The organism is Roseobacter insulae (assembly GCF_019375555.1).
GTDB classification, from domain to species: domain Bacteria; phylum Pseudomonadota; class Alphaproteobacteria; order Rhodobacterales; family Rhodobacteraceae; genus Roseobacter; species Roseobacter insulae.
In genome coordinates this window covers 1-26,989 of the sequence record NZ_JAHXDN010000001.1, presented here as the reverse complement: position 1 = coordinate 26,989, position 26,989 = coordinate 1, and the positions used below count along the sequence as shown (strand labels likewise).

Annotated in this window: 28 protein-coding genes and 1 tRNA gene; 11 read left to right on the top strand and 18 right to left on the bottom strand. The window is 58.5% G+C overall.

Going from position 1 to position 26,989, the window contains the following annotated elements; all coding sequences use genetic code 11:
- Positions 1–11: 11 nt before the first annotated feature.
- A complete protein-coding gene (locus tag KX928_RS00145; RefSeq protein WP_219497613.1) occupies positions 12–959 on the top strand; it encodes a 1-phosphofructokinase family hexose kinase in 948 nt (315 codons plus the stop codon).
- Here the strand turns inward: KX928_RS00145 and ppsA are convergent.
- Entirely contained in the window at positions 956–3,334 is a 2,379-nt protein-coding gene (ppsA, locus tag KX928_RS00140; RefSeq protein ID WP_219497610.1) for a phosphoenolpyruvate synthase, read from the bottom strand. The two genes, KX928_RS00145 and ppsA, sit on opposite strands and share 4 nt — an antisense overlap.
- Positions 3,306–3,716, bottom strand: coding sequence for a hypothetical protein (locus tag KX928_RS00135; RefSeq protein ID WP_219497608.1), 411 nt, complete (start codon positions 3,714–3,716; stop codon positions 3,306–3,308). The genes ppsA and KX928_RS00135 overlap by 29 nt, the downstream gene beginning before the upstream one ends.
- Before the next feature lie 382 nt (positions 3,717–4,098).
- Here KX928_RS00135 and KX928_RS00130 point away from each other — a divergent pair, with 382 nt between their 5' ends.
- Positions 4,099–5,448: a c-type cytochrome gene (locus KX928_RS00130; protein WP_257883454.1), complete on the top strand. Its 1,350-nt coding sequence runs from the start codon at positions 4,099–4,101 to the stop codon at positions 5,446–5,448.
- Between the two features lie 33 nt (positions 5,449–5,481).
- Here the strand turns inward: KX928_RS00130 and KX928_RS00125 are convergent, their stop codons facing one another.
- The 7 genes from KX928_RS00125 to KX928_RS00095 form a co-directional block, all read right to left on the bottom strand.
- Positions 5,482–6,252: a LamB/YcsF family protein gene (locus KX928_RS00125; RefSeq protein ID WP_219497606.1), complete on the bottom strand. Its 771-nt coding sequence runs from the start codon at positions 6,250–6,252 to the stop codon at positions 5,482–5,484.
- A gap of 12 nt (positions 6,253–6,264) precedes the next feature.
- Positions 6,265–7,287, bottom strand: a complete 1,023-nt coding sequence (locus KX928_RS00120; protein ID WP_219497604.1) for a 5-oxoprolinase subunit C family protein — start codon at positions 7,285–7,287, stop codon at positions 6,265–6,267.
- Positions 7,284–8,021 (bottom strand): 5-oxoprolinase subunit B family protein, encoded by a 738-nt coding sequence (locus KX928_RS00115; RefSeq protein ID WP_219497602.1) that lies wholly within the window; start codon positions 8,019–8,021, stop codon positions 7,284–7,286. Before KX928_RS00115 ends, KX928_RS00120 begins: the two co-directional genes overlap by 4 nt.
- Positions 8,014–8,949 carry a hypothetical protein gene (locus tag KX928_RS00110; RefSeq protein ID WP_219497600.1) on the bottom strand — a complete coding sequence of 312 codons (936 nt, stop codon included), beginning with the start codon at positions 8,947–8,949 and terminating at the stop codon, positions 8,014–8,016. The genes KX928_RS00115 and KX928_RS00110 overlap by 8 nt, the downstream gene beginning before the upstream one ends.
- A 5-nt stretch (positions 8,950–8,954) precedes the next feature.
- Complete coding sequence (locus tag KX928_RS00105) at positions 8,955–10,265, bottom strand: TRAP transporter large permease (protein ID WP_219497598.1); 1,311 nt, start codon at positions 10,263–10,265, stop codon at positions 8,955–8,957.
- Between the two features lie 4 nt (positions 10,266–10,269).
- On the bottom strand, positions 10,270–10,794 hold the full coding sequence (locus KX928_RS00100) for a TRAP transporter small permease (RefSeq protein WP_219497596.1): 525 nt from the start codon (positions 10,792–10,794) through the stop codon (positions 10,270–10,272).
- Positions 10,795–10,860: 66 nt separating this feature from the next.
- A complete protein-coding gene (locus KX928_RS00095; RefSeq protein WP_219497594.1) occupies positions 10,861–11,850 on the bottom strand; it encodes a TRAP transporter substrate-binding protein in 990 nt (329 codons plus the stop codon).
- Between the two features lie 203 nt (positions 11,851–12,053).
- On the opposite strand from KX928_RS00095, the gene KX928_RS00090 reads away from it, so the two are divergent.
- Positions 12,054–12,569, top strand: coding sequence for a winged helix DNA-binding protein (locus tag KX928_RS00090; RefSeq protein ID WP_219497592.1), 516 nt, complete (start codon positions 12,054–12,056; stop codon positions 12,567–12,569).
- On the opposite strand, the gene KX928_RS00085 is transcribed toward KX928_RS00090, so the two are convergent.
- Together KX928_RS00085 and KX928_RS00080 are read right to left on the bottom strand one after the other, a co-directional pair.
- Positions 12,563–13,780: a winged helix-turn-helix domain-containing protein gene (locus KX928_RS00085; protein WP_219497591.1), complete on the bottom strand. Its 1,218-nt coding sequence runs from the start codon at positions 13,778–13,780 to the stop codon at positions 12,563–12,565. The genes KX928_RS00090 and KX928_RS00085 overlap by 7 nt on opposite strands.
- Positions 13,777–14,754, bottom strand: a complete 978-nt coding sequence (locus tag KX928_RS00080; protein ID WP_373274785.1) for a LacI family DNA-binding transcriptional regulator — start codon at positions 14,752–14,754, stop codon at positions 13,777–13,779. Before KX928_RS00080 ends, KX928_RS00085 begins: the two co-directional genes overlap by 4 nt.
- A gap of 189 nt (positions 14,755–14,943) precedes the next feature.
- On the opposite strand from KX928_RS00080, the gene KX928_RS00075 reads away from it, so the two are divergent.
- The 4 genes from KX928_RS00075 (at position 14,944) to KX928_RS00060 (ending at position 18,047) form a co-directional block, all read left to right on the top strand.
- Positions 14,944–15,020: transfer RNA gene (locus tag KX928_RS00075), tRNA-Arg, on the top strand.
- Positions 15,021–15,244: 224 nt separating this feature from the next.
- Entirely contained in the window at positions 15,245–16,030 is a 786-nt protein-coding gene (locus tag KX928_RS00070; protein WP_257883453.1) for a hypothetical protein, read from the top strand.
- Between the two features lie 41 nt (positions 16,031–16,071).
- The gene (locus tag KX928_RS00065; protein ID WP_257883452.1) at positions 16,072–16,500 is read left to right on the top strand and encodes a plasmid mobilization protein; all 429 of its coding nucleotides are present in this window, start codon (positions 16,072–16,074) and stop codon (positions 16,498–16,500) included.
- The gene (locus tag KX928_RS00060; protein WP_219497586.1) at positions 16,494–18,047 is read left to right on the top strand and encodes a relaxase/mobilization nuclease domain-containing protein; all 1,554 of its coding nucleotides are present in this window, start codon (positions 16,494–16,496) and stop codon (positions 18,045–18,047) included. The genes KX928_RS00065 and KX928_RS00060 overlap by 7 nt, the downstream gene beginning before the upstream one ends.
- A gap of 15 nt (positions 18,048–18,062) precedes the next feature.
- Here the strand turns inward: KX928_RS00060 and KX928_RS00055 are convergent, their stop codons facing one another.
- From KX928_RS00055 to KX928_RS00040, 4 genes are all read right to left on the bottom strand, one after another.
- Positions 18,063–19,394 (bottom strand): phosphoribosyltransferase-like protein, encoded by a 1,332-nt coding sequence (locus KX928_RS00055; RefSeq protein WP_219497585.1) that lies wholly within the window; start codon positions 19,392–19,394, stop codon positions 18,063–18,065.
- 22 nt (positions 19,395–19,416) lie between these two features.
- Positions 19,417–20,322: a hypothetical protein gene (locus tag KX928_RS00050; RefSeq protein WP_219497583.1), complete on the bottom strand. Its 906-nt coding sequence runs from the start codon at positions 20,320–20,322 to the stop codon at positions 19,417–19,419.
- Positions 20,323–20,812: 490 nt separating this feature from the next.
- Complete coding sequence (locus KX928_RS00045; RefSeq protein ID WP_219497581.1) at positions 20,813–21,103, bottom strand: HigA family addiction module antitoxin; 291 nt, start codon at positions 21,101–21,103, stop codon at positions 20,813–20,815.
- 12 nt (positions 21,104–21,115) lie between these two features.
- Positions 21,116–21,397 carry a type II toxin-antitoxin system RelE/ParE family toxin gene (locus KX928_RS00040; protein WP_219497580.1) on the bottom strand — a complete coding sequence of 94 codons (282 nt, stop codon included), beginning with the start codon at positions 21,395–21,397 and terminating at the stop codon, positions 21,116–21,118.
- A 159-nt stretch (positions 21,398–21,556) separates the two neighbouring features.
- Between KX928_RS00040 and KX928_RS00035 the strand changes: the two genes are divergently transcribed.
- Positions 21,557–21,925 carry a helix-turn-helix domain-containing protein gene (locus tag KX928_RS00035; protein ID WP_219497577.1) on the top strand — a complete coding sequence of 123 codons (369 nt, stop codon included), beginning with the start codon at positions 21,557–21,559 and terminating at the stop codon, positions 21,923–21,925.
- Entirely contained in the window at positions 21,925–22,482 is a 558-nt protein-coding gene (locus tag KX928_RS00030; protein WP_219497575.1) for an ImmA/IrrE family metallo-endopeptidase, read from the top strand. The genes KX928_RS00035 and KX928_RS00030 overlap by 1 nt, the downstream gene beginning before the upstream one ends.
- Positions 22,483–23,070: 588 nt before the next feature.
- Here the strand turns inward: KX928_RS00030 and KX928_RS00025 are convergent.
- The 3 genes from KX928_RS00025 to KX928_RS00015 all read right to left on the bottom strand — a co-directional run bounded on the left by KX928_RS00025 (position 23,071) and on the right by KX928_RS00015 (position 24,887).
- A complete protein-coding gene (locus KX928_RS00025; RefSeq protein ID WP_219497574.1) occupies positions 23,071–23,970 on the bottom strand; it encodes an HNH endonuclease in 900 nt (299 codons plus the stop codon).
- 79 nt (positions 23,971–24,049) lie between these two features.
- Positions 24,050–24,346, bottom strand: a complete 297-nt coding sequence (locus tag KX928_RS00020) for a hypothetical protein (protein WP_219497571.1) — start codon at positions 24,344–24,346, stop codon at positions 24,050–24,052.
- Positions 24,347–24,350: 4 nt separating this feature from the next.
- Entirely contained in the window at positions 24,351–24,887 is a 537-nt protein-coding gene (locus KX928_RS00015; protein ID WP_257883451.1) for a helix-turn-helix domain-containing protein, read from the bottom strand.
- A gap of 103 nt (positions 24,888–24,990) precedes the next feature.
- On the opposite strand from KX928_RS00015, the gene KX928_RS00010 reads away from it, so the two are divergent.
- Both KX928_RS00010 and KX928_RS00005 read left to right on the top strand, forming a co-directional pair.
- Positions 24,991–26,226: a tyrosine-type recombinase/integrase gene (locus tag KX928_RS00010; protein WP_257883450.1), complete on the top strand. Its 1,236-nt coding sequence runs from the start codon at positions 24,991–24,993 to the stop codon at positions 26,224–26,226.
- Positions 26,227–26,504: 278 nt separating this feature from the next.
- Entirely contained in the window at positions 26,505–26,819 is a 315-nt protein-coding gene (locus KX928_RS00005) for a hypothetical protein (RefSeq protein WP_219497569.1), read from the top strand.
- Positions 26,820–26,989: the final 170 nt, after the last annotated feature.

Genomic DNA, 26,989 nt, shown 5'->3' with positions numbered 1-26,989 from the left:
AGGTGCAGGTAATGTCGGCAATTCTGACGATCACGCTTAATCCGGCGGTTGACCTTGCGACATCGGTCGAACGGGTGATCGCCGGGCCGAAACTCTATTGCAGGGCTCCCAGGATTGATCCCGGCGGGGGCGGCGTGAATGTCGCACGGGCCATTTGCAGACTGGGCGGCAGCGCCACTGCGCTGGTGGCCGTGGGGGGCGCATCGGGTGACCGGCTTCTCCGGCTTCTGTCGGCAGAAGCGGTTCCGGTGCATCCGGTGCCCGTTCAAGGAGAAACCCGCGAAAGCCTGGCCGTCACGGACGAGCACACGGGAGAGCAATTCCGGTTCAGCCTGCCCGGTCAGATCTTGCGGTCGGAAGATGCTGACCACCTCCTCAACAGCATTGCCGCCAAGGCACCGCCGGACGGTTACGTTGTGCTCAGCGGTGGCGTTGCACCGGGCTTGGGCGACACTTTCCCCAACCGCGTTCTGAAGGCGATTGCGCCGAAGACAGACAGGCTCATCGTTGATACATCCAAAAGCGCCCTCGCGCGCCTGATTGCCGAGCCATCGGCACCTGTGGAGATCTTGCGGCTTGACCACAGGGAGGCGGAACAATCGGCGGGCCATGCGCTGCCCACCGTCGCGCACTGCATCAGGTTTGCAGAGGAGTTGATGGAGCGCGGCGTCGCCCGCTCCATCGTGACCGGCAGGGGCGGCGAAGGGTCCATCCTTGTGACGGCAGGGGCGCGATACCTCTGCCGCACACCGCAAGTTCCCGTGGTCAGCAAGATCGGTGCCGGGGACGCTTTTGTCGGCGCGCTGACGTTGTCGCTGTCGCGGGGCGAAGATCCTGATGTGGCGCTGCAATGGGGCGTGGCCGCAGCCAGCGCGACGATGGGCACGGAAGGCACGGAACTCTGTGATCGCACCGTCGTCGAAGCGCTGCTGCCACTTTGCCCGGTGGAGCAGGTCTAACCGGCTTCTGCCTCTGCAACGTTGCGCAGCACCTTGATGAAACTGTCCGGGGTGACAGAGATGCTGTCGATGCCGAAACCAACCAGTTTCTTTGCGAATTCGGGGTCGTTGCTGGGGGCTTGACCGCAAAACCCGATCTTTGATCCGGCGGCGTGGGCTTGGCGTATCGCGGTCTCGATCATCCATAGAACCGCCGCGTCGTCCTCGCGAAAGAGTGCCGCAAGCTCTTGTGAATCGCGATCTATGCCAAGTGTCATTTGCGTCAGATCGTTGGACCCGATGGAAAACCCGTCAAACCTCTGGGCAAATTCACCGGCGCGCACCACGTTAGCCGGGATTTCGCACATCACGTAGATTTCCAGCCCGTCAAGACCGCGCTCCAGCCCGTTTTCCGCCATCACCGCCAGCACGCGGTCAGCCTCCTCCGGCGTGCGGCAGAAGGGGATCATGACGATCACGTTGTCGAAGCCAAGCTCGGCGCGCAGATGAGAAATGGCCTGACATTCCAGCGCAAACCCGTCGCGGTAGTCTTGTGAGTAGTAGCGACAAGCGCCGCGAAACCCAAGCATCGGGTTTTCCTCATGCGGCTCGAATGTGCGTCCGCCCAGAAGGCTGGCGTATTCGTTTGTCTTGAAATCGCTCATGCGCACGATGACCGGTTCAGGATAGCAAAAGGCCGCTAACCGCGACAGGCCGCGCGCCAAATGCTCCACGAAATAGGCCGTTTTGCTGTCATATCCGGTGGTCAGTGCCTCGATCTCGTGGCGGGTTGTCTCATCGGTGATCTGGTCGAAGTTCACAAGCGCCATCGGGTGCACGCGCACCGCGTTGCTGATGACGAATTCCATCCGCGCCAGCCCGACACCACGCACCGGCAACCGCCACCAGCGCAGAGCGGCGGCCGGGTTGGCAAGGTTAAGCATGACGTTGGTGCGGGTCTGTGGAAGCTCGGTGAGCGCCTCTTCGGTCACCGTGATTTCTGACAGCCCTTCGGTCACCACGCCCTCTTCTCCGCCCGCGCAGGAAACGGTGACATCCTGTCCATCGTGCAGAACCCGCGTGGCATCACCGCAGCCCACGATCGCCGGCAATCCCAGTTCCCGGCTGATGATTGCCGCATGAGATGTCCGGCCACCATGGTCCGTTACGATCGCGGCGGCGCGTTTCATGATCGGCACCCAGTTGGGATCGGTCGTGGAGGTAACCAGGACCGACCCGTCCGGAAACTGGCCTATATCCTGCACATTCTCGATAAGGCTCACGCGGCCGGCAACCGCGGCGTCGCCAATGCTCAGCCCGGTCAGCAGTGTCGGACCCGGCTCCTGCACCGCGTAGGATTTCAGCGAGCCGGTATCGCTGCGTGACTGCACCGTTTCTGGCCGGGCCTGAACGATGTAGAGCCTACCGGTGGTTCCATCGCGGGCCCATTCCATGTCCATCGGCTGGCCATAATGCTCCTCGATCACGCAGGCCTGCCGGGCGAGAGTAAGGATTTCCGAGTCGCTCAGCACGTATTGAGCGCGTTCCGCCCGGGAGGTCGGCACGTTGCGAGCAGTCCCTTCAGGATTGCGGATCATCTTGATCTCTTTGCCGCCCAGACGTTTTTCAAGGATCGGGGTCAGGTCGGGGTTGCCAAGGAAGGGCTTGAAGACCTGGTATTCATCCGGATCGACCGTCCCCTGCACCACGTTTTCGCCCAGCCCCCAGGCCGCATTGATCAGAACAACCTTGGGAAACCCGGTCTCCGTATCAATGGAAAACATAACCCCGGATCCGCCGGTGTCGGCACGTACCATCAGTTGCACACCCACAGAGAGCGCGACTTGATCATGAGAGAACCCCTTGATTTGGCGATAGGAAATCGCGCGGTCCGTAAAGAGCGATGCATAACACTTGCGGCAAGCTTCCAGCAGGGCAGTATCACCCGTCACATTCAGAAACGTCTCCTGCTGGCCTGCGAAACTGGCATCCGGCAGATCCTCGGCGGTGGCACTGGAGCGAACTGCCACCGCCACGGGTTTCCCGCCATGTCTTTCCGACAGGTCCCGGTAGTGGGTCAGGATTGCTTGGGCAATGTCTTCGGGCCAGTCACCGCCGAGAATAAGCGCGCGGATCGCGGCACCCGTCTGGGCCAACTCGGACTTGCCCTTGGCCAGTTTATCCAGTTCCGCCGCAATCCGGGTGTTCAGATCGTTGGCCGTCAGGTAGCGGCGAAACGCATCCGAGGTCGTGGCGAACCCCGGTGGCACAAGGATACCTTTCCCGCTCAAGGCGCCGATCATCTCGCCCAGCGAGGCGTTCTTACCGCCGACGAGCGGCACGTCGGCACGGGTCAACAGGCTCAGGTCAATGACACTCGCCGCGGTGCTTTGCATAATCCTCAATCCCTTTCTTGCGACGGCTCCGGCCCAATGATGCCAAGCTTTCACGCCGCACCGCTTGATGCAGGTCAGTCGGGCGGCAGGAGGGGCCCCGCGTGACTGCAAGGAAATGGTGGTGTTCATCCGGGGGCCGCGAAAGAGGCGGCACGGTGGGGCGTTTGCCGTCATCCAGTTCCAGCGGCATATTATCGCTGAAACCGGCATTCCTGCGGATCAGATGGCGGTGGTCAGACCCCTCCACCGTGTCCGTGACGAAACCGGTCGAAATGCCGGCCTCACCCGCGTGGCGCGCTGCATGAGCCGCGTCGACGGCTGCGAGGTGCAGGGCGTGCCGGAGGGACCACCATGCATCGGCGCCACCCGGTCTGAACGACATCACTGGCGTAACCGGGGCGCGGACGGCAAGCCTCTGTTCCTCCTTCGGCGATAGACAGGGAGTGTATCTCGACGCTCTTGCGCATGACGAGAGCCCTTGGGTGGACGCGGCCATATCCGCGCCGGGACCCTGCGTCGCGGCTCGGCTCAAGCGGACAGGTGCATTTTTTACCTCCTCCATCATCGCCACGCATGCTGTCCGTGCAATGCACCGGCGGAGGCTGGTGCTCATCCCCGACCGTTCCAGGAAGGTGGGGGCGTCGCCATTAGACTTGCCATGATGGACCTGTTTCCTGTTTCCTTGTAACAATTCGCCGCAGCTTATGACGATTTTTGCGCTGACTGGTGGGCAGCCACCCGGGCGCGGCACGTTGGGAGAGAGAATGATCCGACCGGCACTTCGGAAGACAGAACCCTTCTGGTTACATCTGCCAGCAATAATGCTGGTCCTGTTCTTATCCGTTATCCTTCTGCTGACCACGCGCGCCGAAGCACAGGAATTTTTCACGCTCAAGGGACATGGCGGGCCTATCAAAGGCATTGCATCGACAGATAACGGCACCATCCTGACAGGCAGTTTCGACAATTCAGTCGGGCTGTGGCGCGATGGAGAACCACAGTGGCTTGAGGGTCATACGGCGGCTGTAAACGCGGTGGCTGCCGTCAGCGACGCGCGTGTTGTCTCCGCGGGTGACGATTTCACCGTGCGCCTTTGGGACCCGGTCGCGGGCACGACACGTCGCTTGGGAGAGCACACCGCGAAAATCATCCAGCTCGCGGTCGCGCCGGACGGCCAGCGCGTCGCATCTGCGAGCTGGGATCGGACCGTTGGCCTGTGGTCGGTGGACGGGGCGGCACCGCCGTTGCAGATCAAGGGGCATGCGAACATCGTGACGGATGTCGCGTTTTCACCCGATGGCGCGCGCATCTACAGCGCCTCGGCGGATGGCACGATCCGCATCTGGGATGCCGCGACCGGTGCCCCGGTTCGGCGATTGGTGAACCACGGATTTGGCATCAATACCATCAACCTCAGTGCGGACGAGAGCTGGATTGCCTATGGCGCGGTCGATGGCACAACCCGCATTGCAAGCCTGCCGGATGGCGACCCCTTGCATGATTTCACAGCAGACCGGCGACCGATCCTCGCGATGGATTTTCACGCCGCTGCGGCGCGGATCGCGGTGGGGGACGCACAGGGCTACATCATGGTGATCGATACGGAGACATGGCGCATCGCCAGCGATTTCCGGGCGACCCTGTCGGGGCCGATCTGGGCGTTGGCCTTTGCGCAGGATGGCCGGAACATCCATGCTGGCGGTCTGGACGACGCCATGTACAGCTGGCCGGTGGCAAGCCTCGGGTCCGCACCGCAGATGAGCAATACCGAACGCAGTTTCCTGAAATCGCCCGAAGAGATGTCCAACGGCGAAAGACAGTTCCAGCGCAAGTGTTCGATCTGTCACGCATTGGGTCCGGACGGTCAACGCCGGGCAGGCCCCACGTTGCACGGCCTTTTTGGCCGCGCGGCCGGCAGTGTCGAGGGGTACATCTATTCCAGCACCCTGCAGAATTCGGACATAACCTGGACCGATGACACGATTGACCTGCTGTTTGATCTGGGGCCGGACCATTACGTGCCCGGGTCAAAAATGCCGATGCAACGGATCACGAAACCTCAGGATCGTACTGATCTGATCGCATTCCTCAAAAAGGAAACGGCGAACCGTTAGGCGGCTTTGCCAACCGCCCGCCCGCCGGTACCATCAGGGCCGGCGGCCATCGAACTGGCGGACATCGACGCCCGATGCCTCCAACGCGTTGCGAACCGAACCGGCTATCTGAACAGCCGTCGGCGTATCTCCGTGCAGGCAGATAGTGTCGATGCTCGTTTCGATCCGTTTGCCGCTTTCGGTAATTATTGCTCCTGCCTGCACCATCTCCACCATGCGCTTACCGGCAACATCGGGGTCGTGGATCACCGCGCCGGGCAGGCTGCGATCAACCAGCGTGGCATCGTCATTATAGGCCCGATCTGCAAAAATCTCGCCAGCATAGGCACATCCCAGGGCGCGCACGGCACTTTCCTGTGCCGTGGCGCATAAAACCATGACGATCAGGTCCGGGTCGACGGACAGCGCCGCCTCGTACAAATCGCGGGCGAGCGCCTCGTCCTCGGAAGCCATATTGGCCATCGCGCCATGAATTTTCAGATGTCGGACAGTCGCCCCAAGCGATTTCGCAACGCCAACAGCCGCCGCAACCTGGTACCGGATCGAGTTTTGCAATGTGTCGCGGGGGATACTCATCCGCCTGCGGCCAAACCCCTGCAGGTCGGCAAAGCCCGGGTGCGCGCCAATGCCGACACCGTTGTTCATCGCCATACGCATGGTGGCCGTCATCACGTCGGGATCGCCGGCATGCGCGCCGCAGGCGATATTGGCCGATGTCACGGTCTTGAGCAGTGCGGCATCATCCCCCATTTTCCAGGGGCCGAAGCTCTCGCCCATGTCAGCGTTGAGATCTACACGTGTCATGTTCAGTATCCTTCATGTCTCGAACGGATCGGCCGTGGCAGAAATGACGCCCCCGACAAGCTGGTAGCGCAACAGGTCCGCAATATCATACGGATCGCGGATCAGCGGCTGGATGCGGGAAGCAAGTGCCTTGATGTCGGCGCGTGCCCGGGTTTCGATTGCGATGGCCTCGTCATGGTCAATGAATTCAAAACGCAGTGCAGTGCCGGCGGCCGCCTGCGCCACTCTTGGCAGGTCCGAGGGGATGACCGTGCCGATGCGCGGATAACCTCCCGTGGTTTGGCTTTCACACATCAGCACGTAGGGCGCGCCATCCCCGGTGACCTGTATGTCGCCCGTGGTGATGACTTCAGAGACGATGCTCAAACCGCCTTCTGCGAAAAATCCGTCACCGTCCGCTTCCATCCGCACACCCTGGCGGTTGCCGCGGGGGTCACGGCGGAACCCGGTTTCCGCGAAACGCACCCGGGTTTCTTCGGAAAAATGGTGCGACTGAAACGAGGTGACAACGCGCACGGTGCCGCCCTGCAGGCGATCTTCGGGCGTCAGGAAATACCCGCTGCGGGCGGTTTGTCCGGGGCACAGCGGCAAGGCGTCACCCGCCTGCAACAACCCGCCGATCCCGGCGTTCAGGTGGCTCGCCCGCGCGCCCATCTGCAGCGGAGCGTCGAACCCTCCGGCCACGTGCAGGTACCCGTAGGTGCCTGCCTGCGCACCACCGATGACCAGCATCGCGCCCGCGGGCAAGGCGTGCGAGGCGTTCCAGACCAGCGGCGCGCCGTCACGGGTCGCGGTCATGCGCGCACCGGTCAGCGCGATGACGGTGTCTGCCGTGGCTTCGAATGTGCCGCCCATCCCAACCATTTCGATGGCGGCGCAGTCGGGGGGCTGTCCAAGCAGGGCGGCGCCCTCGTAAAGCGCGCGCCTGTCCGCTGCCCCCCCCCGCGTCAGGCCGAAAACCAGATACCCCTGACGCCCCATGTCCTGCAGGCTCATTGCCGGACCCGCCGCGCGTATCATCAGTTCCGCGCTCATGCGATCGCTTCCTTGTCGGCACCACCGTCTCCGGTAGTGTCCATTGCCGTGAGCCTGTCATAGGCGGAGCGCTCGATTGCCGGAAAGGTCAATTCGTCACCGGGCGCCAACGCAAAGGGATGTGGGGCGTCAGGTCGGAAGTTGCGAAAAGCGGTTTGCCCGACGTGCCGCCAGCCGGTGGGTGTCGGTGCCGTGAAGATGATGAGTTGCCGGATGGCGGCGACAAGCGCCCCGGAGGGCACGCTTTTCGTCAGCCCCTGTTGGCGGGGAATGTTCCAGACTTCGGGCAATTCACCTAGATACGGCTGGCCCGGTGCAAACCCCAGCGTCAGCACCCGCACCCGCGCCGAAGACAGCTGCCGGATTGCCACGTCCGGGTCCAGACCGGCGACCTCGGCCGCTTCTTCGAGCTGCGGCGCGAGGTCCGTGCCGTAGACGGTGGGCACATGCCATAGCGTGCGGCCCGGCGGCAACGGTGCGGCCTGCCAGTCCTGCCTGCCCAACAACGCAAGCACACGGTCCTCGATGGTTTCCGGGGGCGTGGTGACCAGATCGACCGACAGAAACACGGATACCAGTGACATCATGGTTTCGCTGACTTCGGGCCAGCCCTCATCGTTCACGGCGGCGCGGAACGCCAGCGCTGCGCGATTGGCAGGTTCGCTCATCTCATCGGCAAAGCTGACGATGATGCCAGACAGCCCGACCGTGCTGATACGCGGAAAGTCAGTCACTTGGCTGCTCCTGACGGTACAGGGGGCGGAGTAACAGGGGGGTCAGGTACATCGGCAATTGCCAGCACCCGACAAACACCATCAGCGGTGCCAGAACTTCGGGAGGCAGGGCGACGAGAAACAGCGCGATATTCCGGTTTCCCGCACCAATCGCCAAAGGTCCCGCCACATGGGCGAGACGAGAATTCTTCAACGACACATAAGCGATGATTTGAGCGCCATAGCTGATCAGAAATGCCAGGAGCGCCCATGAAGCGACGGTGCCTGGATCGGTGCGCAAGGCCGGGTTCAGCGCGGCCATAAGCCCGATGACGATCGCGGAGAACGCCAGCACCGACAAACCGTCCAGCGCCTTGATCTGGCGGGCACTCGGTCTGGGGAAGAGCCATGCGCGCAGTCCGAACCCCACGGCAGTGGCGAGCGCGATCACAACCAGCAGGAAAAGGGCGGCAGCTGTCACCTCCCGTGCCTTTCCCAGTTCGGGCATCAACCACAAAACAGGCAACACGGTCACCGGAAAGGCTGCCGTCCCGAGAACCAGTATCTGCATCATCCGCCCGGCGTTCTGACCCAGCAGAAGCGCCAGGTTGGGCGATCCCGAAATTGCGGGTGCCGCGGTGGCCAGCATCAGGGCCATGGCCGCAGGCGTGTGTGCGATGCCAAAGACGTAACACAGACCAAACAGGCCCATGGGCAGGACCAGTTGCAACACAAGGACCGACCCCAGCCCCCATCGCAGATCGGACAGTGCCCCGGTGGCCGCCCGGTACCCGATCCGCAGGGCTGTGATCATCAGCAACCCGGCCACCATTTGCGGCAGGAACGGTTGGAGGGTCGCGGCGAGGCTGGGCAGTGCCAGCCCGGCCGCAAGGCCGATAATCAGAGCAGTACGTGCATTGTCGGAGATGAACCATAGCAGACGTATCACCTCACCTAGCCCGGGGTTTGTCGGAGGTTTTCGGGCAGCCACGTGGCGATATCGGGAAACCAGATCAGCACGAACACCATCAGCACCATGATCAGGAACATCGGCAGGGCCGCCTTGGTAATGTAGCCCATTTCGTGATTGGTCATGCCTTGCAGCACAAAGAGGTTGAAACCTATGGGCGGGGTGATCTGGGCCATTTCCACGACGACCACGACGAAGATGCCGAACCAGATCAGATCGATGCCCGCTTCGCGGACCATGGGTTCGACCACGGCCATGGTCAGAACCACCGACGAGATACCATCCAGAAACATGCCCAGCACGATGTAAAAGACCAAAAGCGCCATCAGCAGCTGGAAGCGGCTCAGCTCCATCGCGGCGATGCCGTCGGCCAATGCGCGGGGCAGACCGGTGAAGCCCATCGACAGTTTGAGAAAAGCGGCACCCGCGAGGATCAGGGCGATCATGGCCGAGGTGCGCATCGCCCCCATCAGGCTTTCGCGGAATGACGAAGGTGTCAGCGAGCCCTGGAACAATGCAAGGGTCAGTGCTCCGATGACACCGATCGCCGCGGCTTCGGTCGCGGTCGCGTATCCAAGGTACATCGACCCGATGACCACGCTGATGAGCGCGAAGACCGGCGCCAGGAAACGGGAGTTGCGGAGTTTCTCCGCAAGGCTCATGCCGGTCTCGACCCTGGGGTTCCAGTCCTTTGATGCAAAGGAGACGATGGCGACATAGGCCATGAACATCCCTGCAAGGATCAAACCGGGAAACACCCCTGCAAAAAAGAGCTTGGTGATCGATTCATTGACCGTAACGCCGTAAACGATCAGCGCCAGCGATGGAGGGATCATCAGGCCGAGAGTTGCGGCCCCCGCAAGCGTACCGATCACCATGTTTTCCGGGTACTGGCGCGCGCGCAACTCCGGAATGGACATTTTGCCCACGGTGGTCAGCGTCGCGGCAGACGAGCCGGACACGGCGGCAAACACCGTGCACGCCACGATATTGGTATGCACAAGGCCGCCGGGCAGGCGCGCCAGCCAGGGCGACAGACCCTTGAACATGTCTTCGGACAATCGTGTGCGATAAAGGATTTCGCCCATCCAGATAAACATCGGCAGGGCCGTGAGGGTCCAGCTGGACGAGGACCGCCAGATCTCCTGCACCATGGAATCGCCGATGCGGTTGGCGTCGGCGAGCATCATGCCGACCCAAGCAACCCCCATTAGCGACAACCCCACCCAGACGCCAGTGCCGAGCAGAAGGAACAGGACAATGAGGAACAGAGCGATTACGTATAGTTCGGTCATCAGCTTATACCTCGTGTGTATCTTCGACGGTGTCGCGGGTGATCCGGTGATTGCCGTGCCGTATCACGTGCACCAGGTTGTCCGTCAGCGCCACGGCAACCAGCCCGCCGCCAACAACCATAACCGACTGAGGGATCCACATGAGCGTGGCATCCTGCCCCTGGCTGACCTCATTGAACTTCCACGACCAATAGACAAACCAGGTGGCGTTGTAGGTAAAATACCAGGTGATTGCCGCCCCCAGGGCAAAGCACCAGATTTCCAGCACGCGTTTCATGCCAGATGGCACGGAATTCAGCAGAATCGACACGCGGATATGCGCGCCTTTGTTCAGGGCGTTTGCAAAGGCCAGAAAGCTGGCGGCGGCCATTGCATAGCCCGCGTAATCCGGCGCGCCGGGAAAGATTTCTCCGGTCCACCGCGCGATCATCTGGGCAACGATGAGCAAAAGGATCGCGATCAAACACAAAGCTGCTGCCACACCGGCGATCAGGTACAGAAAATCAAGCGTCTTGCGGATCGCAGTCACGTCACCACCCCCACTCGTTTGAAGGAAAGAAAAAGCGGCCCCGTACGCAGGGCCGCTTCCGGGCGATTACTGCATCGCCTTGAATTCGTCGACAAGGGCGGCACCCTCGTCCCCGGCTGCTTCCAGCCATTCGGCGGTCATGGTTGCGCCGATCTCGCGCAATTCGCCCATCAGAGCGTCACCTGCAGGCTGTACGGTCATGCCGCCCGCGGCCAATCCGTCCATGGTGAACTGCGTATAGGCCTTGGAAGCTTCGAGCCCACGGGCGGCTGCTGCGTCGGCGCAGGCCCGGATCGCGGATTTGTTGGCGTCGGAGACATCCGCCCAGACGTCCTGATTGACCATCACGTAATTCCGCGGCAGCCAGGCATCGACTTCGTAGAAATGCGTCAGGCTCTCCCAGACCTTGCGGTCGTATCCGGTGGCCCCGGAGGACACCATGCTTTCGGCCACCCCGGTGGCGAAGGCCTGACTGATTTCGGCCGCTTCAACGGTCACCGGGAGCATGCCTGTCAACTCCGCCAGACGGCTTGTGGTGTTGTTATAGGACCGGAACTTGACGCCCGCCATATCGGCAACGCTGTTCACTTCCTTTTTGAAGTAGAGCCCCTGCGGCGGCCATGGCACGGCGTAGAGAAGTTCAAGGTTCTGCTCGTCCAGCAAGGCTTCGATCTTTGGCCTCGCGGCCTTGAAGAGCTTTTCGCTGTCGTCAAAAGAAGGCGCGAGGAACGGGATGCTGTCGAAGCCGAACACGGCGCTTTCGTTCTGGTGACCGGACAGCAGGCGCTCGCCAATCTGAACCTGGCCGGTCTGGATCGCGCGCTTGATGTCTGCGCCTGCAAAGAGAGAGCCGCCGGGGTGCACTTCGATTGTGATCTCGCCGTTGGTGCCGGCGCCAACGCATTCCGCAAAGGCCACACCATTTTCGGAATGGAAGTTGGACGCCGAATAGGCCATCGGCATGTCCCATGTCTCTGCCGCGAACGTGGGTGCGGCAGCACCGGCCGTCAGCGCAAGCGTGGCAGCGCCCGCCAAGAGTTTACGTGTCAGTGTCATTGATCTCTCCGTTGGTTGGTTCTTTGCAGTTTTCGCAGGTCTTGCGCCTGCTGAAGTCTTTGGATGCTTGGAGGTCTGGCCCCGGGTGCACTCGACCCATCGCGAATCCTCGTCAAAATGATTCTCTGGCGTCAATACTGCCCAACTTTCACAACACGTCAACAAAATGTTGACAAATTGTTATTATCAGGCAGTCTAAAGCCATGTCTGATGGTTTCCTTGGCCCTGTTGTTTCCTCCGCGCACCTCGCAAGTGGTTCGTTTGCAGAGATTTCTGAGTTGGAATTTGGCCTCACACTGGCAAACAACGCGTTTCAACGTTGGATGGTGCGCGCAATTGCCATGGCCGGATACCCGGAACTTGGGGCGCTGGACGTGCTGGTGCTGCATTCGGTGTATCATCGCGAACGGCCCAAGAAACTGGCGGACATCTGCCTGGTTCTCAACATCGAAGACACCCATACGGTCAATTACGCGATCAAGAAGCTGATCAAGGCGGGACTGGTGAGGGATGGCCGTCAGGGCAAGGAAAAGACCGTCGCCGCAACCGAAAAAGGGGCGAAAACCTGCGAAAGATATCGCGAGATTCGCGAAGGTCTTCTCCTGCGCGCGGTCGGAGAATTGGGGTTGGAACCGGAGCAGGTCAGCCATGCGGCATCGCTGCTGCGCTTGATGTCGGGCCAGTATGATCAGGCGGCACGCGCGGCCACTACCTACTGATCGCTCTTCAGCCATCCGTCATCGAAGGCGATCTGGCTGACATCAGCCAGTCGTACGATCCGAGACAGCTCGGTCTCAAAGGCTGATTGCCTCCCCTTGCCCCAGCGCACCTTGGGTTCCGGCCAGAGCGCGCGCACCTGCAAAGTGTCGCGGTCACGGAACGCTTTCATGTCGACGCGCCCCACGAGCCTGTCGCCTTCCATGATCGGGAAGACATAATAGCCATAGCGGCGTTTCGGCTCGGGCACGAAGATTTCGATCCGGTAGTCAAACCCAAAGAGTCTCTCGGCCCGCTTGCGGTCCCGCAGGGCCGGATCGAACGGGCTGAGCACGCGCAACCGCGGTGTGGGGTCCAGCGCCAGCGCAGGATCGGTGCCGATGCCGGGCCGGGCGTAGCATTCGCGCAGCGCTCCGTTCACGCAGGTGATGTGGATCGGTTGCAAACGCCCTTGAGCAACTTCATCCGCGCACCACGCCTTGGCTTCAGCGATCGAGATATGGTCCCAAAAAGCGGCCAGCTCCGTGGGAGTGGCAAACCCCAGACGGGTCAGCGCCTCGCTGCAACACCAGTCTATGGTTGCGACCATGTCATCCGGCGATTGCAGCGGTTGGCAAAGCGTTTCATCAATCACCCGCTCCGTCAGATCATAACGCTTGCGAAATCCGTTACGTCCCACAACGCAAAGCGCGCCACTGCGCCACAGATATTCCAGCGCGGTTTTGGACGGGTGCCAGTCCCACCACCCGCCTGACCCGCGTTTTTCACCCGCGCCGACATCGGATGAACACAGCGGCCCCTCGTCCCGGATTTGATCCAAAACGGTCTGGAAGCGGGCCTCGAACCCTTCGCGTCTCCAGTCGCGCCACTGGTTCCTCAGCTTTTCTGCGTCGCGTTGGCGCCTCAGTTGCCACCAGCGGTAATAGTCCATGGGAATGACGGATGCATCATGTGTCCAATGCTCAAAGAGGGCCCGGTCACGTTCGTAGAGGCGCTTGAGGTCCTTGGGGCGGTAGCGTGGCCTCCGGGCAAATAAGATCAGGTCATGCGCCCGGGCGACGGTGTTGATGCTGTCAAGCTGCACGAATCCAAGCCGTTTGATCAATGCCAGCAGTTCCGGGCCTTTGGCGTTACCCTGCGGCGGTTCGCTCAGCCCATGACGGTGCAGGAACAGCCGCCGGGCCTCGGTATTGTTCAGCGTCAGCCTGTTCATCCGCGCTGATATCGGCGCAGGGTATCCCCGTAGGCAATCTTGGGCGTCAGTGTAATACGCTCCGGAGCTCCCGGGTCCGCATCTTCCGGCAGCGCGCTGCGATCCAGAATGATCTTCGCGGCTGCGGCCCCGATCTCAGCGCGGCAGGCGTCCATCGTGGCAAGCTGCCGCGGCAGCCCCTGCAGCAACTCGACACCGTTGAACCCCGCAAGGCCGATCTGCCCGGGGATGTCGATTCCCTGATCCAGCAGGTACAACAATCCACCTGCCCCAATCATGTCATTGGAATAATAGAGGAAATCCAGATCGGGCGCGCGGTCCAGCATGGCCTGGGTCATCTCGCGCCCTTTGGCAAGCGCCGAGCCACCGGAGTAGAAATCCCGTGCCTCGATCTCAATTCCCGCCTTGGCCAAACCTTCGGTCAACCCCTCGAACCGTTTTCGCGCCCGGTGATCAAGCGGCATTTTCGTCCCCATGAAACCGATCCGCTTATACCCGGCTTTCAGAATGGCCGCGGCCATCTCGCGGCCCGCGCGGCGGTGGGAAATTCCGACCATCGCATCCACGGGATTGCCATCCGTGTCCATGATCTCAACCACCGGAATGCCTGCGTTTTCCAGCATGGCGCGTGTCGGTTCAGAATGCTCGAGCCCGGCGATAATGACGCCGGAAGGACGCCATGAAAGCATCTCGTAGAGCACCCGTTCCTCCTTCTCCGGCAGGTAATCGGTCACGCCGACAACAGGTTGCAGCGGGGTGTCTTCAAAAGCCTGATTGATCCCTGTCAACACTTCGGGAAACACCATGTTGGACAGCGAAGGGATAATGACGGCCACCAGATTTACGCGCTGCGATGCCAGCGAACCGGCAATCTGGTTGGGCACGTATCCAAGGGTTTTGGCCGCTTCCAACACCCGTTCGCGTGTCGCGGCAGAGACATCGCCCCTGTTGCGCAATACCCGGCTGACCGTCATTTCCGACACCCCGCACGCCTCGGATACATCACGCAGGGTCAACGGTCGCTGTTTCGGTCTTGTCACAATGATTTTCCTGTTCTGTTACGCCTTCGTAGCGCAGGTGAACCCTGCCTATCAAGCTCATGTGATTTCTCGGATCATAAGGCGATGACAACTTCTGAAACTTGCTCTAAACCAAGGGCCGGCGGTCCCGTGGCTCAACTGGATAGAGCAGCCCCCTCCTAAGGGGCAGGTTGCAGGTTCGAATCCTGCCGGGGTCACCAAAAACGCCTGAAAATTATGGCTTATTTGCAAGGAGTTCTGCAGAAGCGTGCAGAAACTCCCGTTTGGTTTTCCGCCAATTTCTCCAAAAACGACCGAATTCTCGTACAAAACCTGTACAAAATTCGCACGTCCGTGCGGCTTTTGGGGCCTTCCAATGAGTTGGCGGGTTGCGAATGCGTGTGCCGAGCGGAAGTTCGGGAGTGCGACGCGCAAGCAGATCATCATGTTTTTGGCGGACAAGGCCTCTGATGATGGGTCGGGCATCTGGTGTTCTAAGGGGACGATCCAGCGGCATACGGAGCTGGGGGAGACCACAGTCAAGCGGACGATCCGGGATTTCCTGAAAGAAGGCATCCTGGTCGAGACCGGCGCGCGGGGGTGCAAGAACGGGTTCACTGTGGTCTACCGGATCGATTTGGCGCGGATCGAGGCGCTGGAATTGACGGCTGAACCCGATATCGAGACGGGGGCCACAGTGGACCCCGTCCAGACTGGACCCAGAACGGGGGTCACAGTGACCGGGGTACCGGGGCCACCATGGCCCCCAAACCATCCTAAAACCATCCATAAACCTCCTACGCGCGAGCGCGGGGCGGCAGAGGACGAAGAGGCCGAGAAGGTTTTGGCCTGCTATCCGCCCGACCGCTTGCGCGGGAAGGCAGACTGTTTGAGCCGGATCAGAGCGGCACTGGACGACGGCGTCAGCGCCAAAGACCTGACCGAAGCGGTGAAGGCCTACGCGACCGAGAGCGCAGGTTTCACCCGGTCGAAAGTCTGTTTCTCGGACAACTGGTTTAGGTCTGGGAGATGGCGTGCCTACGTCGAGGACATCGCTAGGGGCCGAGAAGAGTTGAAAGCCAAGGAAGCACAGATGCTGACGGGCTTGGCGGGCTGGGTGACAGACAAGCATCCGCTTTGCCGCCATATAACGCCCGGCCAGATCGATGCATTGCTGGCCGCTGAACTCGTCACACAAGCCCAAATCCAGGCGGCAGGCCTCAGATCATGAGTGCCAATGATCGGACCGAAGCGCAAACAGCAAGGCGACCCATGTCATACGCTGGCGCTTCTGACACGGGACCTTGCGAGGGGCGGCAAGCCTCCCCTTCGAACCCCACCGGCGCGGGCAAAACCCGCTCCAAAGAGCCGCTGACCGAAACCTTCGTCTTCCGGTGCACTGTGGCAGAGAAGGCCGAGCTCCGCGCCAAGGCCGAGGCCGCTGGACTGCCCGCTGCGACCCTGCTGCGGGAGGCTCTTGGTCTGACTGAGGCCCGCCGCCGCAAGCCCATTCCCCGTGTTGATCCGGCGTTGGTGCTGGCCGTCGGGCGCATTGGTGGCAACCTCAACCAGATCGCCCGCTGGCTGAACCGCGCGATGATGGCGGGCCGCACCGACCTTGACGCACTCACCGTTGCCCGCCGCCTGCTGACCATCGAGCGCCAGCTTGCCCAGATCGTCGAGGCCGCGCGCCGATGCTGATCAAGTTCTTCCGCAACGGCAAAGGCGCGGGCGCTGGTCCGGTCGGCTACCTCGTCGCGGACAAGGTGCTGGCCTATGACGACAACCGCGACCTGATCCGCGATGCGGACGGCCAGCCGATGACGGTTACGCGAGAGCCTTTGCCGGAGGTCCTGCGCGGCAATCCCGATCGCACCGAAGCTTTGATCGATGCAAGCCGCCACCAATGGACCTACCGCGCAGGCGTGATCAGCTTTGCCGCAACCGACGCCCCGACCGAGGAACAGCAAGCGGAGGTCATGGACGGCTTCGAGCATCTGGCCTTCGCGGGGCTGGACCCGACGCAATATGACGTGCTTTGGGTCCGACATACCCACGAAGACCGCGTTGAGCTTCACTTCTGCACGCCGCGCTTAGAGCTGACCTCGGGACGGAGCCTCAACATCGCGCCGCCCGGCTATCAGAACGCCTTCGACAGTTTGCGCGACGTGATGAACCAGCGCCACGGCTGGGCTGATCCGATGGATGTTGAGCGGGCGCAGGAGGTCCGCGACACCATCGAGGCCCCGACCCGCGCTCAGGGCCGAGAAGAGCTGCACGCGTGGATACAGGACCAGATTGATGTGGACCTGATCACCAACCGAGCGTCCATGATCGACGCGCTGACTGAGGCTGGCTTCGACCTGCCGCGCACCGGCAAGGCTTACATCACTGCCCGCGATCCTGAGACAGGCGAGCGTTGGCGGCTGAAAGGAGAGATTTTTCATGAAGACTGGCAAGCCGACCCGACTGAGCGAGAAGCTGAACGCGGAGCTCGACACGATCAGGGCCGAACACGTCGCCTCGATCTCGTCCCAGCTCAAGAGCTTCAGGATCGATTTGAAGAACATTGTGGGCGCCGCGCAGCATACCATCGCGAGCGATACACGCCGCTTCCAGACCGAGACGGCGAGCATGTTCGAGACGCGGCTGAGATCGATCCGCCTTTGGCTGACGATCTCGCCTTGGCTGATCGCGGCGATGGTGCTGACGGGGATCGCCTCGATGATGGCCGCGAGCTTCTTCTGGACGGTGCATCTGACGCGCTCGGAGCTGACGGAACTGGGCCTGACGCGGATCGAGCGGCCCGAGGGGATCTGGCTGATCCTGGACCCAACGAAGGCGCGCCTGCGCACCTGCACGATGGGCGAGAGACACGTCACATGCATTCGGATCGAGGAGGATTAGATGACCCAACTGACAGCCTTGGAACGCGACTTGCTCGCTTGCGTCGAGAGGTTGGTGACGGCCTCAGAGGCCTCCGCGAAAGACTTGACCGCCTTGGAGACACGCTCGACCGGCAGGATCGAGAGGGAGCTGGCTGGCTTAAAAGACTGCGTGACCTTGCTCATTCGTTCACAGGCCGCATCCATGAAGGCCTTGAGCGGATTGCTGAACGACGAGGCGAGCTACAAGACGCTGGACGAGAGCTTGCAGCAGAGCTTGACCTTAGCGAAGGCCGCCGCCGAGAGATTGAGGGACAGCTAGATAGCCAGGAGGCGCATGCGGAGAGGGGATTGAGGCATTGAGCGATGTCGACGGGCTCAATATAGAAGCTTTTCATTCCCAATCCGTCTCGGATCGATCAAAAGAGGACGCCACTCAATCGCTTTGCCGTTGTACACGACTTCGCCATCAAGCCAAAAAAGTGGCAGACAGACCTTGGGTACGCTCCGCTTGAAAAAAACAGCAGAGGCAAATTTTCCGCCACCAAGCGAAAACCGGTCCACAGCCGCGGCAACGTCCTTGTCGGGCCAGTTGGCCGTGTACCACCGCTCAATAAGTTGGGCACCGATATCTCTGCAAACGTCCATGGCGGCTTCTCGTCCGTCGGGCCATTCCGTTTCATCAAGGAAGGCCCACGGTAGCACGTATTCATGCAGCGCAGTGTAGTACGCCTTTGGCGTGAACTGATCGCCAGCAATCAGTTCCGCCGGTAGACCGTCGCTCAAAAACTTCACAATCTCGGCGTCATGAGCATCGACCTGAACCTGATGTGTAAGGTTGAAGTGACGAATCGCGTGCCTGACAACCATCAGCCCAAAGTCGCTCGCGGCGACAAACTTCAACCTAATTCTGCCGTTCGCACCTGTCGCGACAAGTGCCTCCAATCGTTTGACCGTTTCCTTACCACTCCATAGGCCGTCTTCGCAGATAACAAATTCGTCGTCGTCTCGGTCAGGCAATTCAAACTTTGAGCTTTTTGAGTCCCAAAGTACTTTCCCTATCCTTTCTGGTTTGTGAGAATGGGTAAGTTGGTCTTTTACACTAACCCAACTACCGCCCTGATCGTCATCTTCGATATAGCAGTAACAGGTCTTCTGACCGATCTTTTCATGTTCCTTCGGAGCGAATGGCAGCATCGAACCGTCGTAGCGCAGAGCGCGAATTTTCATAATCAGCCGCCGACCTATCGGACCGATACCAAGCTCGTTGAATTGCTGCAACCACGCAGTCGAACTTGACTTGCCAGCATCAAATTCAGCCAACTGTTTCTCAACATAATTCTTCCAAAATCCATTCTCAGCGACGCTAGCTTTTTGGATTATCTCTCGCATTCGTTTCGTGGAGACGATATCCAGGGCATCCTCGTTGTTCCCTGCCTCGCACCACAAAGTCTGTAAGGTTTCATGAGAGCAGCCCACCTCCTTGTGCAAAAGCAACTTATTTTGCGGGCACCCGTCATAGGCCTCGAAATAGCCGGCAATCATCTCAGCGACCTCTTGAGGAATGTCGCGACTAATGTTCTTCGGAGGGATAACCGGAATCGCTACGATCTTTTCTCGCCAGCTTGGGATCAGGTTATGGAAGCAAAACTTCTCAATTGCATCCTGTTGGTCAGGCCTTACAACAACGAAAATCCTGGAAACCTGCATGGCGAAACCGGTGATCCTTTAATCACCGTTTCATGCCCATCGCATCCAAAACGGCACCAAGTGGAAGACGGACAGCACGAATGTCCTCATAGCCCATCAAGCCTATGACACTTTGAGCGAACTTACGTGCATCATCAAGCCCTTCCGATGATCTCGACTGAAGGTGGGGAAGCTTGTCCGATTTAACTTGACGTGGAGTTGATACGGTTGTTGACCTCTGTTGCTTGGTCTGGAGGTGAGAGGAGAACTGCGAGTCTGCGAGTTTTTGAGTGCACTGGACTGCAACGTCGCCTGAAATTTTCAGGTCTTCCAATCTCTTCTCGAACAACTCGATAAGAGATTTGCGTCGGAACTCGCCCCATCTCTTCGCCATATGGTTGCCTTGCTGCCGAAGTCGTCCCAGCCATTCACCATATGGGTCTTTTTCTCCTTCCAGCCCTTTCAATTTTTCGGCCATATCTGGGTCTAGGCCAGTCTGGAAGTCTTCTCTAATGCTATCGTGTTCATCGATTGTGACTTTTGAAATAATTTGGTCATCTTGCTGCAGTTCCGAGACTGTTCTTACGGCTAACTCTTCGCTGTCTTTCTGGAAAACTAACTCCAGTTGAGAATTGGGACTAACGAATGTTTTCCAATATGCGGCAGATTGCATCGCGCTTGCGATCGCACTCCGACCTTCGATTCCGTACATCACATCCCCACCGTTATGGCCGACGTGTGCAAGTGTGTCAGACAAATAATCTGAAACGAATTTCTTGAGGGCACCAGGGCCAACGGGAATTCCAACAGCCTGGCGGAAGTCGAGCTCCGGGACCACGTTTGCAATGAGTTGATTGAGCTTTGCGCCCTGAATTTGAGGTTCAGGGTATTCCCTCAACGCGTCTTTGAGGTCTTCGATATGTTGCTGAAGGTCTTCGTCATCCGACAAGGCTATTCTCCGTACTATGTGAGTATAACGTCACCCCCAAACGGGGCGACGTTACTCTATTCCATGTACAAGCCAGTTCAAAAAACCAGCTAGGAGCTTAGCCAACACGGGTCTCAATCCATGTCGCGTCCGAATCGAGTGAGCACTCCGATCGAACTGTCAGCATTCACGTGCCCAAGGAAGTCATTGTTTGCTAGACAAAAAATCTAAATCTTATAATGGGGCTGATTTAGGCAACCCCGCTACAAAGTCAGCAAACGACTCCCGCCAACACAGATTCAATACAACAAGATACGAGACAATGCAAGTGACATCCGTAAAATCTGTTTGATATCAGATATTAACTTATCATTTATCAGACATTCCTAAACGCTTTGGCAGGCGGCCGCGAGGCAATGTTGCTAGAAGGCTTGCCCCTCAAGGTACAGGCACTATCGGTATGATGATGGCTGAAAGCACAGGTAGCCATATTGTGAGCACTGCCTACGCGCTAGACGGCAACGAGGGGCTCAATATCCGACACATCAATCTCCTTGGCTGCTAGGGCCATGTCGTGGTTCGTCTGCAGGTTCACCCAATAGGCCGGGGTCGTGTTGAACACACGGGCAAGACGAAGCGCCGTGTCAGGTGTGATCCCAGTCGTGCCCTTGATCAAACGCTCGATCCGCGTCCGAGGCACACCCAAACGCCGCGCAAACGCAATGGCCCCCATCTCCAGGGGATCGAGATAAAGCTCTTTCAGGACTTCACCAGGGTGCATCGGGTCTTCAAGCAAGCTCATCAGCGTATCCTCTCAATGGTAGTCCACAATCTCGACATCGGCGGGACCGTTCGGCGTCCAGACAAAGCAGATGCGCCATTGCCCATTGATGCGCACGGAGTGTTGTCCGGCCCGATCCCCTTTGAGTTCTTCCAGGTGGTTGCCAGGTGGGAACCTTAAATCCCCGACAACAACCGCAGCATCCAGCGCCGAAAGCATGGCCCGCGTGCGCTTGACCAAATCACCCGGGAAGCCTTTGCCATACTTGCCTTTCACAGCGTTGGCAGCGTGTTTGCCCTTAGTGCTTTGGATCATGGGAGATATGTATCTCAGTGCGATACATGTGTCAATACATGATACACATTGCGGCGTTGAGTGTACCCGGAAATACTGGCTGAAGAATTATACTACCATAAGGTTGTTTAGCGCTTCGGGGTGTGTTATGCATCCGTTAACCATCCTAGGGAGACGGCCATGATCACTGAATTTGGGAAGGCAATCCGCAAAATTCGAATAGACACTGACCAACGTCTTGCCGATATGGCGAAGTTGATTGGGAAATCCCCAGCCTTCATTTCCGCCATTGAGCGAGGTGAGAAAAGCCCGCCGCAGGGTTTTGAAGAAGGTATTGTTTCTGCTTACCAACTCGATTGGGAAGTCGCTAACCTATTGCGAAACCTTGCGGATGCGTCCCGCAAGACGTTCACGGTCAAACCAACGTCCAATCTGGAACGAGAGGCCGCCGGCTTGATGGCTAGAAGAATGGGTTCGAGTTTTGACGCTTTGTCGCAGCAGGAGTTGGAACGCATTGTTTCGATCCTCAAAAAACAAGAGGACGGATAATGACTGGTTCTCAAGACTACCGCGTTCAGCCTATGAGCTGGCCCAGCGTTGATGCCGTTGCCGACAAAGTGCGCGAGTATTTTCGGCATCAAGATGAACCTCAGTTTCCAATACTCGACGTGTTGGAAAAGGCGCTGCCACAACTCGCTCAAGCTGAAGACAATTTCAGCTTCCAAGTCGGCACAGTGACTGAAATGGGCAGCGCAGAAGGCTTCACGTGCCCGAGGGGGTCCTTCATACGAGTCAGGGAGGACGTTTACGATGAGGCGTTAGGGGGCGGACATCGAGCACGCTTCACACTTGCGCATGAATTCGGTCACTATCTACTGCACACTGGGCAAAATCAGCCGTTTGAGCGGGCGATGCCGGGGCAAAAGCTGCGGGCCTTTGAATCTGCTGAAAAGCAAGCCGATAGGTTCGCTGGAACCCTTCTAATGCCGAAAGGCTTGATCACGATCTTCGACACGCCGGAGACCGTCTCGTTCAAGTTTGGTGTCTCTAAGGCCGCAGCAACAGTTCGCCTGGACAAAATTTCCAAGGAGGCTTCAAAATACTAAGAAGGCTCGGGATTGCGCCCGAGCCATCTCATCGAATTCTTCATCGTGCATCAGGGGCTTGACGATGCAGAGCCTCCCAAAAACGCGCAAATCAGTCTCCGTAGCAAAGACTGCGTTAGCGGATTTTGGGCAAAAAGGCAAGATACGCCCCGTAGTGGAGAGTGTAATGACCAAGCGTCACACGCCCCCTCCGCCGGGACATCGGTATGTCTTTCGCCCTTGGCGGACATGCCCAAAAACCGGCAACCGGCTCTACGCGAAAGCGTTTGGGCTCCGTGCGTGGCCAATTCTGATCCCAGAATAGCCCACCGCCTAAAGACCGGAAGGCGCGATGGTCGCGCCTTCCATTCTCAATCTGCTAACGAAAGTGAAAACAATGAAATCCAAGTCGTTCAAAGTTGGCCGCAGCGCCAAAACCGGTCGCTTCACAACAGTGAAAAAGGCCCAATCAAAGAAGGCTACTCACGTTGTCGAGACAATCAAGCGCAAGTGATACCTGACTTGAAGGGCAGCGGTAACAAGATCGCTGCCCTTCTCCAAACGGAGCCGCAGGATGCAAGTCAAGCGTTAGAACTTGTTCATTCGTTGTCAGGCTTTAAAGACGTGTCTCCGATGCCAGTCTACAAACTCTATTCTCGGCCTATTCGCTAAACGGTCCGGAACCAACAACTTTCCAGTTGCATTTATCATCGCAGCCACGGCAGCCAAGTCGTTGCTTTGTCGCGACGCAAGTATCGTTAGGTCGCCATCCAGACCGACCAAGCCTCGATCAAACATCCAATGCGCTGTTCCTGACAATGCAAGACCATTGCTGACGATGTCTGGGCCATTGTGCTCCACTGGCCGGATATGGGCCGCTTCTACTTCGGCTCGCCCGCCCCCGTTGATCAAACGCAGCCCCGTGATAGCGCAGCGCTCGCCGTATGCACGCAACACGTTCTTTCTAAAGTTCCGGTCTCGTACAGCCCTACTAGTAAGTTGATTAACGCGCTCACGTGCAGGGATGTGTTGAAAAGGAGTTTGGGCATCTTGAAAGCCAGTGGCGGCCGCAAGGTCTCCCACACGGGGTAGAACGTCATCCTCATCGTCTAGACCCCGCTCGATGATCCTAGCGAAGTCTTCATTGGATAGCGTCCTTACAGCTGCTTGTGCGCGACCTGATATGCGGCCTTCATCGTTCAGCAAGCCTCTCTCAACGATGTTCTCCGTATCGCGGAACGGTACCGGATCGCCGAAATCGAGATAAGTCCCAGGCTCGATCACTGCCAAATACATGTCAGATTTTCGAGGGTCAGAGATGATCTCTTGAACCTTTGCGACTGCAAAGTACCCTTTCGTGTCTATTACCTTGCTTGGCTCAAGATAGACGATCCAGTCACCTTCACATTGCTGCGCGCGGGACAAATATTGAGGCGGGAACTGATAGCGTTCCGAGGGAACGTCATCGTAGATCGAGTCACTGCGGTGAATGAACACTCCGAAGGCCATTCAAGTTAGGCCTCTTCGCTGCGCGCGAGCATGGTGCGCCAGTCGCTGTGCGACCCGAGAGCCCATCATTGCAGTGGTGTCATTCACTGAGGAGCTTTCCCAGGCGTCGGTCGGTGAGGTGCAGGGTCAATGCTGATCCTGTCAGAACAGGTACAAGTAGTCCGGCAGCAGCTACCAGCAGAATGAAGGTTCCGTAAGCCAGAGAGAACTCGCCGTTCTGACCGAATAGGTTCAGGCGCAGAAATCCGGCCAAGTACAGCGCGCTGGCACCGAGAAGTGCGAGGTGAACGACCTCCAAGGGTTCGATCATATTGCGGCGCGCGCGTTCCAGTGCTGCCCGGCGTTGTTTCTTCCATTGGTCGCTTGGTTTTTGCATTTGCTTACTCCCTTACGAGTTCGATCCAAGTGTGAACGTCATCATCCGTTACTTCCCGTCCCTCGACATGCGACTGGTACCAACGCGCGACTATGGCCCCGCGCTTTTCACTTTTTATTTTGATTTTCTCCGCGTTTAGGTGCTGATCGAGCGAGGTCTCGATCTCCTTTAAAGCGTTGAAATCGTGTCCCGCGCGTATCGCCTTGGTGCCCAATAAGAGCCAGGGCACATCGACATCGAATTGCTCACCGAACGCCACCAAAGCTTCCACCGGAATGCCGCGCTGGCCCTTCTCGTAGCTGTGGTAAGCCCTTGGCGAGACACCAAGCGCTTCAGCCATCGCAGCTTGAGACAACCCTGCTTCGTTGCGCGCAATGGTCAGGCGCGCACCCATCGAAGCAAACAGTTCAGCGTCTTTCCGCGCCATTCTCAGTTTCCATTTGACGAGATCGTATTTTTTCGCGAACATTGCAAAAAATGACGAACTATTCCGGTTATTCCCATCTGACCACGTCAAATGGTGCTTAACAAGCGATTCCATGCGGCGTGCAGTTTCAACTCAAGCGGACAAGGACGACTGAAATGGCAGAGGCCGACAAATCAGACAGCTCGCAAATCCTGGGGCTTGGAAAAACGCCTGCCCAATGGGTCGAGGTTATGTCCAGCATGGGGATCGACATCTCGGAGCGCACGCTGCGCGAGCGGGCAAACGAAACCGGCGCTTTCTACCGCCTGGGGCGGACCATGCTGATCACGCCCGCGCAGATCGACAAGATATTCGAAGGAGGCCAGGCATGCCGCTCCAAATCTACAAGAGGGGTCGCTTCTACTGGGCTAAGGGCTGGGTCGAGTACAACGGCAGGCCAATCGCAGGCCCATACCGGCGAAGCACTAAGGCATCTACAGAAGCGGGCGCACGGGACTGGATAAACCGCGAAACTGAGCTGCAGATACGTCGCCATGTCGTTGGCGATGAGCCAAGCAAGACGTTCTCCGATGCAATCATGCTCTACAATGCCTCCCCCAAGACCGCGAAGCAGTTGATCCCGATTGTCGAGGAAATTGGTGACATGCCTTTGGGCGCAATCTCCGGAGCGCTTCTGAAGGGCCTTGGCCCCAAACTTAAACCAAAGGCATCGACCGACACTTGGTGGCGCGAAATCGTGACGCCAGCGAGTGCGGTCATCAATAACGCGCACGAGCTGGAAGGCACGCCGCTGATCCGGGTGAAACCCTATGACAAATTTGAGCGGATCGCGCAGGACAAGCGTCGCGGGAAGAACAGCCGCGTCGAGCGCAAGCCCGCTGACAAGGAATGGATCGAGGCGTTCTGTAAAGCTGCTGACCCATATAATGCCGCGCTGGTTCGGTTCATGTTCGAGACGGCGGCGCGGATCGATCAGGCTGTCTCGATTGAGCCTGACGATCTACGGCCCGCCGAGAACAAGGTCAGGGTGAAGGCGCAGAAAGGACATCCGGAGAGCTGGATCACGGTTTCACCACAGATGATGGACGAGCTGCTGGCTTTGCCGCACAAGCGCCCGAAGAACCGCAAGACCGGCAAGTTCATGAAGCCTCGTGTTTTCGGCTATGGCAGCTCGACCGGTTACAACACGCGTTGGAAAACGATCTGCAAAAGCGCGGGCATCCCGTACCTCTCAGCGCACCCAGCAGGACGGCATGGCTTTTTCACCGAATTGGTCGTCCGTCAGGGCGTTGATCCGGTCACGGCGGCCAAGGCTGGCCGCTGGTCAGACCCGAATTTGCCGATGCGTATCTATGCCCACGCAGAGACGGATGAGGCCGATGTCAGGGCCCGTTTTCGTACAAAGCACGTACAGGCGGACACTGCACAAACACCCAAAAGCAAGAAATCATAAAAGGAATAGTGATATGAACGGTTCCCTCCTAAGGGGCAGGTTGCAGGTTCGAATCCTGCCGGGATCGCCACCTTTACTATTATTTTCAAATACTTAAGGCGCGCGGATCGAATTTGGGAACCGCCATCTGATAGGTGGCTAGGCCATTGTTTCGATTCAATAAAATCAAATACTTAGCTGTGCAGTGAGTGTAAAAAAGGTAGCTCAGAACGTAGCTAGGATTGGTTATCCACAGGTGCTGGTTGCGGACTTCTTGATCTGTGGCACCATTAAGCTGTATGAAAACAAACTACACCAGAGAGGAACTCATTAATATCTGCGAAAAAGCTATCGTGCACTTAGACAGCTGGCGCGATCGGGATAGTTCAGAAGCTCAGCGTCAAGTTGGGGATGCCTGGGCGTTGCTCAAGTCAGGATGTCCTTACAAGGTTCTAACGAAAGGCGACCTGCAAACTGATGAAAAAACGATTTGGATTGAACACACGTTTACAGACTTTTCTGGTTTTGAACATGGTACACCTTTCAACGAAATAGAAACCTTATATCTTCGGACTCCAAAACGTTTAGAAAACGTCGCCGGAGCTGACTGGTAGTACAATGAAAAAGAGACTGTCCCGAAGGACGGTCTCTGCCTTAAGCCTTACAGCCCGATAGACCTCAACAACCATCCCAAGACGTAAACGTCCAAAGAAGTCTGCATACGGTTCACTGTCCGTCGTCAGGGATTTTGGGACAGATGGCGACCTGAGCTAAGTGAGGGTCT

Bases quoted from the DNA above. Each gene is read 5' to 3' on its own strand.
- KX928_RS00035 (WP_219497577.1), top strand. From the start codon at position 21,557: ATGATCACTGAATTTGGGAAGGCAATCCGCAAAATTCGAATAGACACT.
- KX928_RS00080 (WP_373274785.1), bottom strand. From the start codon at position 14,754: ATGACGGTCAGCCGGGTATTGCGCAACAGGGGCGATGTCTCTGCCGCG.
- KX928_RS00105 (WP_219497598.1), bottom strand. From the start codon at position 10,265: ATGACCGAACTATACGTAATCGCTCTGTTCCTCATTGTCCTGTTCCTT.
- KX928_RS00065 (WP_257883452.1), top strand. From the start codon at position 16,072: ATGTCATACGCTGGCGCTTCTGACACGGGACCTTGCGAGGGGCGGCAA.
- ppsA (WP_219497610.1), bottom strand. From the start codon at position 3,334: ATGCAAAGCACCGCGGCGAGTGTCATTGACCTGAGCCTGTTGACCCGT.
- KX928_RS00060 (WP_219497586.1), top strand. From the start codon at position 16,494: ATGCTGATCAAGTTCTTCCGCAACGGCAAAGGCGCGGGCGCTGGTCCG.
- KX928_RS00020 (WP_219497571.1), bottom strand. From the start codon at position 24,346: ATGCAAAAACCAAGCGACCAATGGAAGAAACAACGCCGGGCAGCACTG.
- KX928_RS00055 (WP_219497585.1), bottom strand. From the start codon at position 19,394: ATGCAGGTTTCCAGGATTTTCGTTGTTGTAAGGCCTGACCAACAGGAT.
- KX928_RS00135 (WP_219497608.1), bottom strand. From the start codon at position 3,716: ATGTCGTTCAGACCGGGTGGCGCCGATGCATGGTGGTCCCTCCGGCAC.
- KX928_RS00130 (WP_257883454.1), top strand. From the start codon at position 4,099: ATGATCCGACCGGCACTTCGGAAGACAGAACCCTTCTGGTTACATCTG.
- KX928_RS00030 (WP_219497575.1), top strand. From the start codon at position 21,925: ATGACTGGTTCTCAAGACTACCGCGTTCAGCCTATGAGCTGGCCCAGC.
- KX928_RS00120 (WP_219497604.1), bottom strand. From the start codon at position 7,287: ATGAGCGCGGAACTGATGATACGCGCGGCGGGTCCGGCAATGAGCCTG.
- KX928_RS00015 (WP_257883451.1), bottom strand. From the start codon at position 24,887: ATGGAATCGCTTGTTAAGCACCATTTGACGTGGTCAGATGGGAATAAC.
- KX928_RS00085 (WP_219497591.1), bottom strand. From the start codon at position 13,780: ATGAACAGGCTGACGCTGAACAATACCGAGGCCCGGCGGCTGTTCCTG.
- KX928_RS00070 (WP_257883453.1), top strand. From the start codon at position 15,245: ATGTTTTTGGCGGACAAGGCCTCTGATGATGGGTCGGGCATCTGGTGT.
- KX928_RS00010 (WP_257883450.1), top strand. From the start codon at position 24,991: ATGGGTCGAGGTTATGTCCAGCATGGGGATCGACATCTCGGAGCGCAC.
- KX928_RS00145 (WP_219497613.1), top strand. From the start codon at position 12: ATGTCGGCAATTCTGACGATCACGCTTAATCCGGCGGTTGACCTTGCG.
- KX928_RS00025 (WP_219497574.1), bottom strand. From the start codon at position 23,970: ATGGCCTTCGGAGTGTTCATTCACCGCAGTGACTCGATCTACGATGAC.
- KX928_RS00095 (WP_219497594.1), bottom strand. From the start codon at position 11,850: ATGACACTGACACGTAAACTCTTGGCGGGCGCTGCCACGCTTGCGCTG.
- KX928_RS00045 (WP_219497581.1), bottom strand. From the start codon at position 21,103: ATGAGCTTGCTTGAAGACCCGATGCACCCTGGTGAAGTCCTGAAAGAG.
- KX928_RS00125 (WP_219497606.1), bottom strand. From the start codon at position 6,252: ATGACACGTGTAGATCTCAACGCTGACATGGGCGAGAGCTTCGGCCCC.
- KX928_RS00040 (WP_219497580.1), bottom strand. From the start codon at position 21,397: ATGATCCAAAGCACTAAGGGCAAACACGCTGCCAACGCTGTGAAAGGC.
- KX928_RS00090 (WP_219497592.1), top strand. From the start codon at position 12,054: ATGTCTGATGGTTTCCTTGGCCCTGTTGTTTCCTCCGCGCACCTCGCA.
- KX928_RS00005 (WP_219497569.1), top strand. From the start codon at position 26,505: ATGAAAACAAACTACACCAGAGAGGAACTCATTAATATCTGCGAAAAA.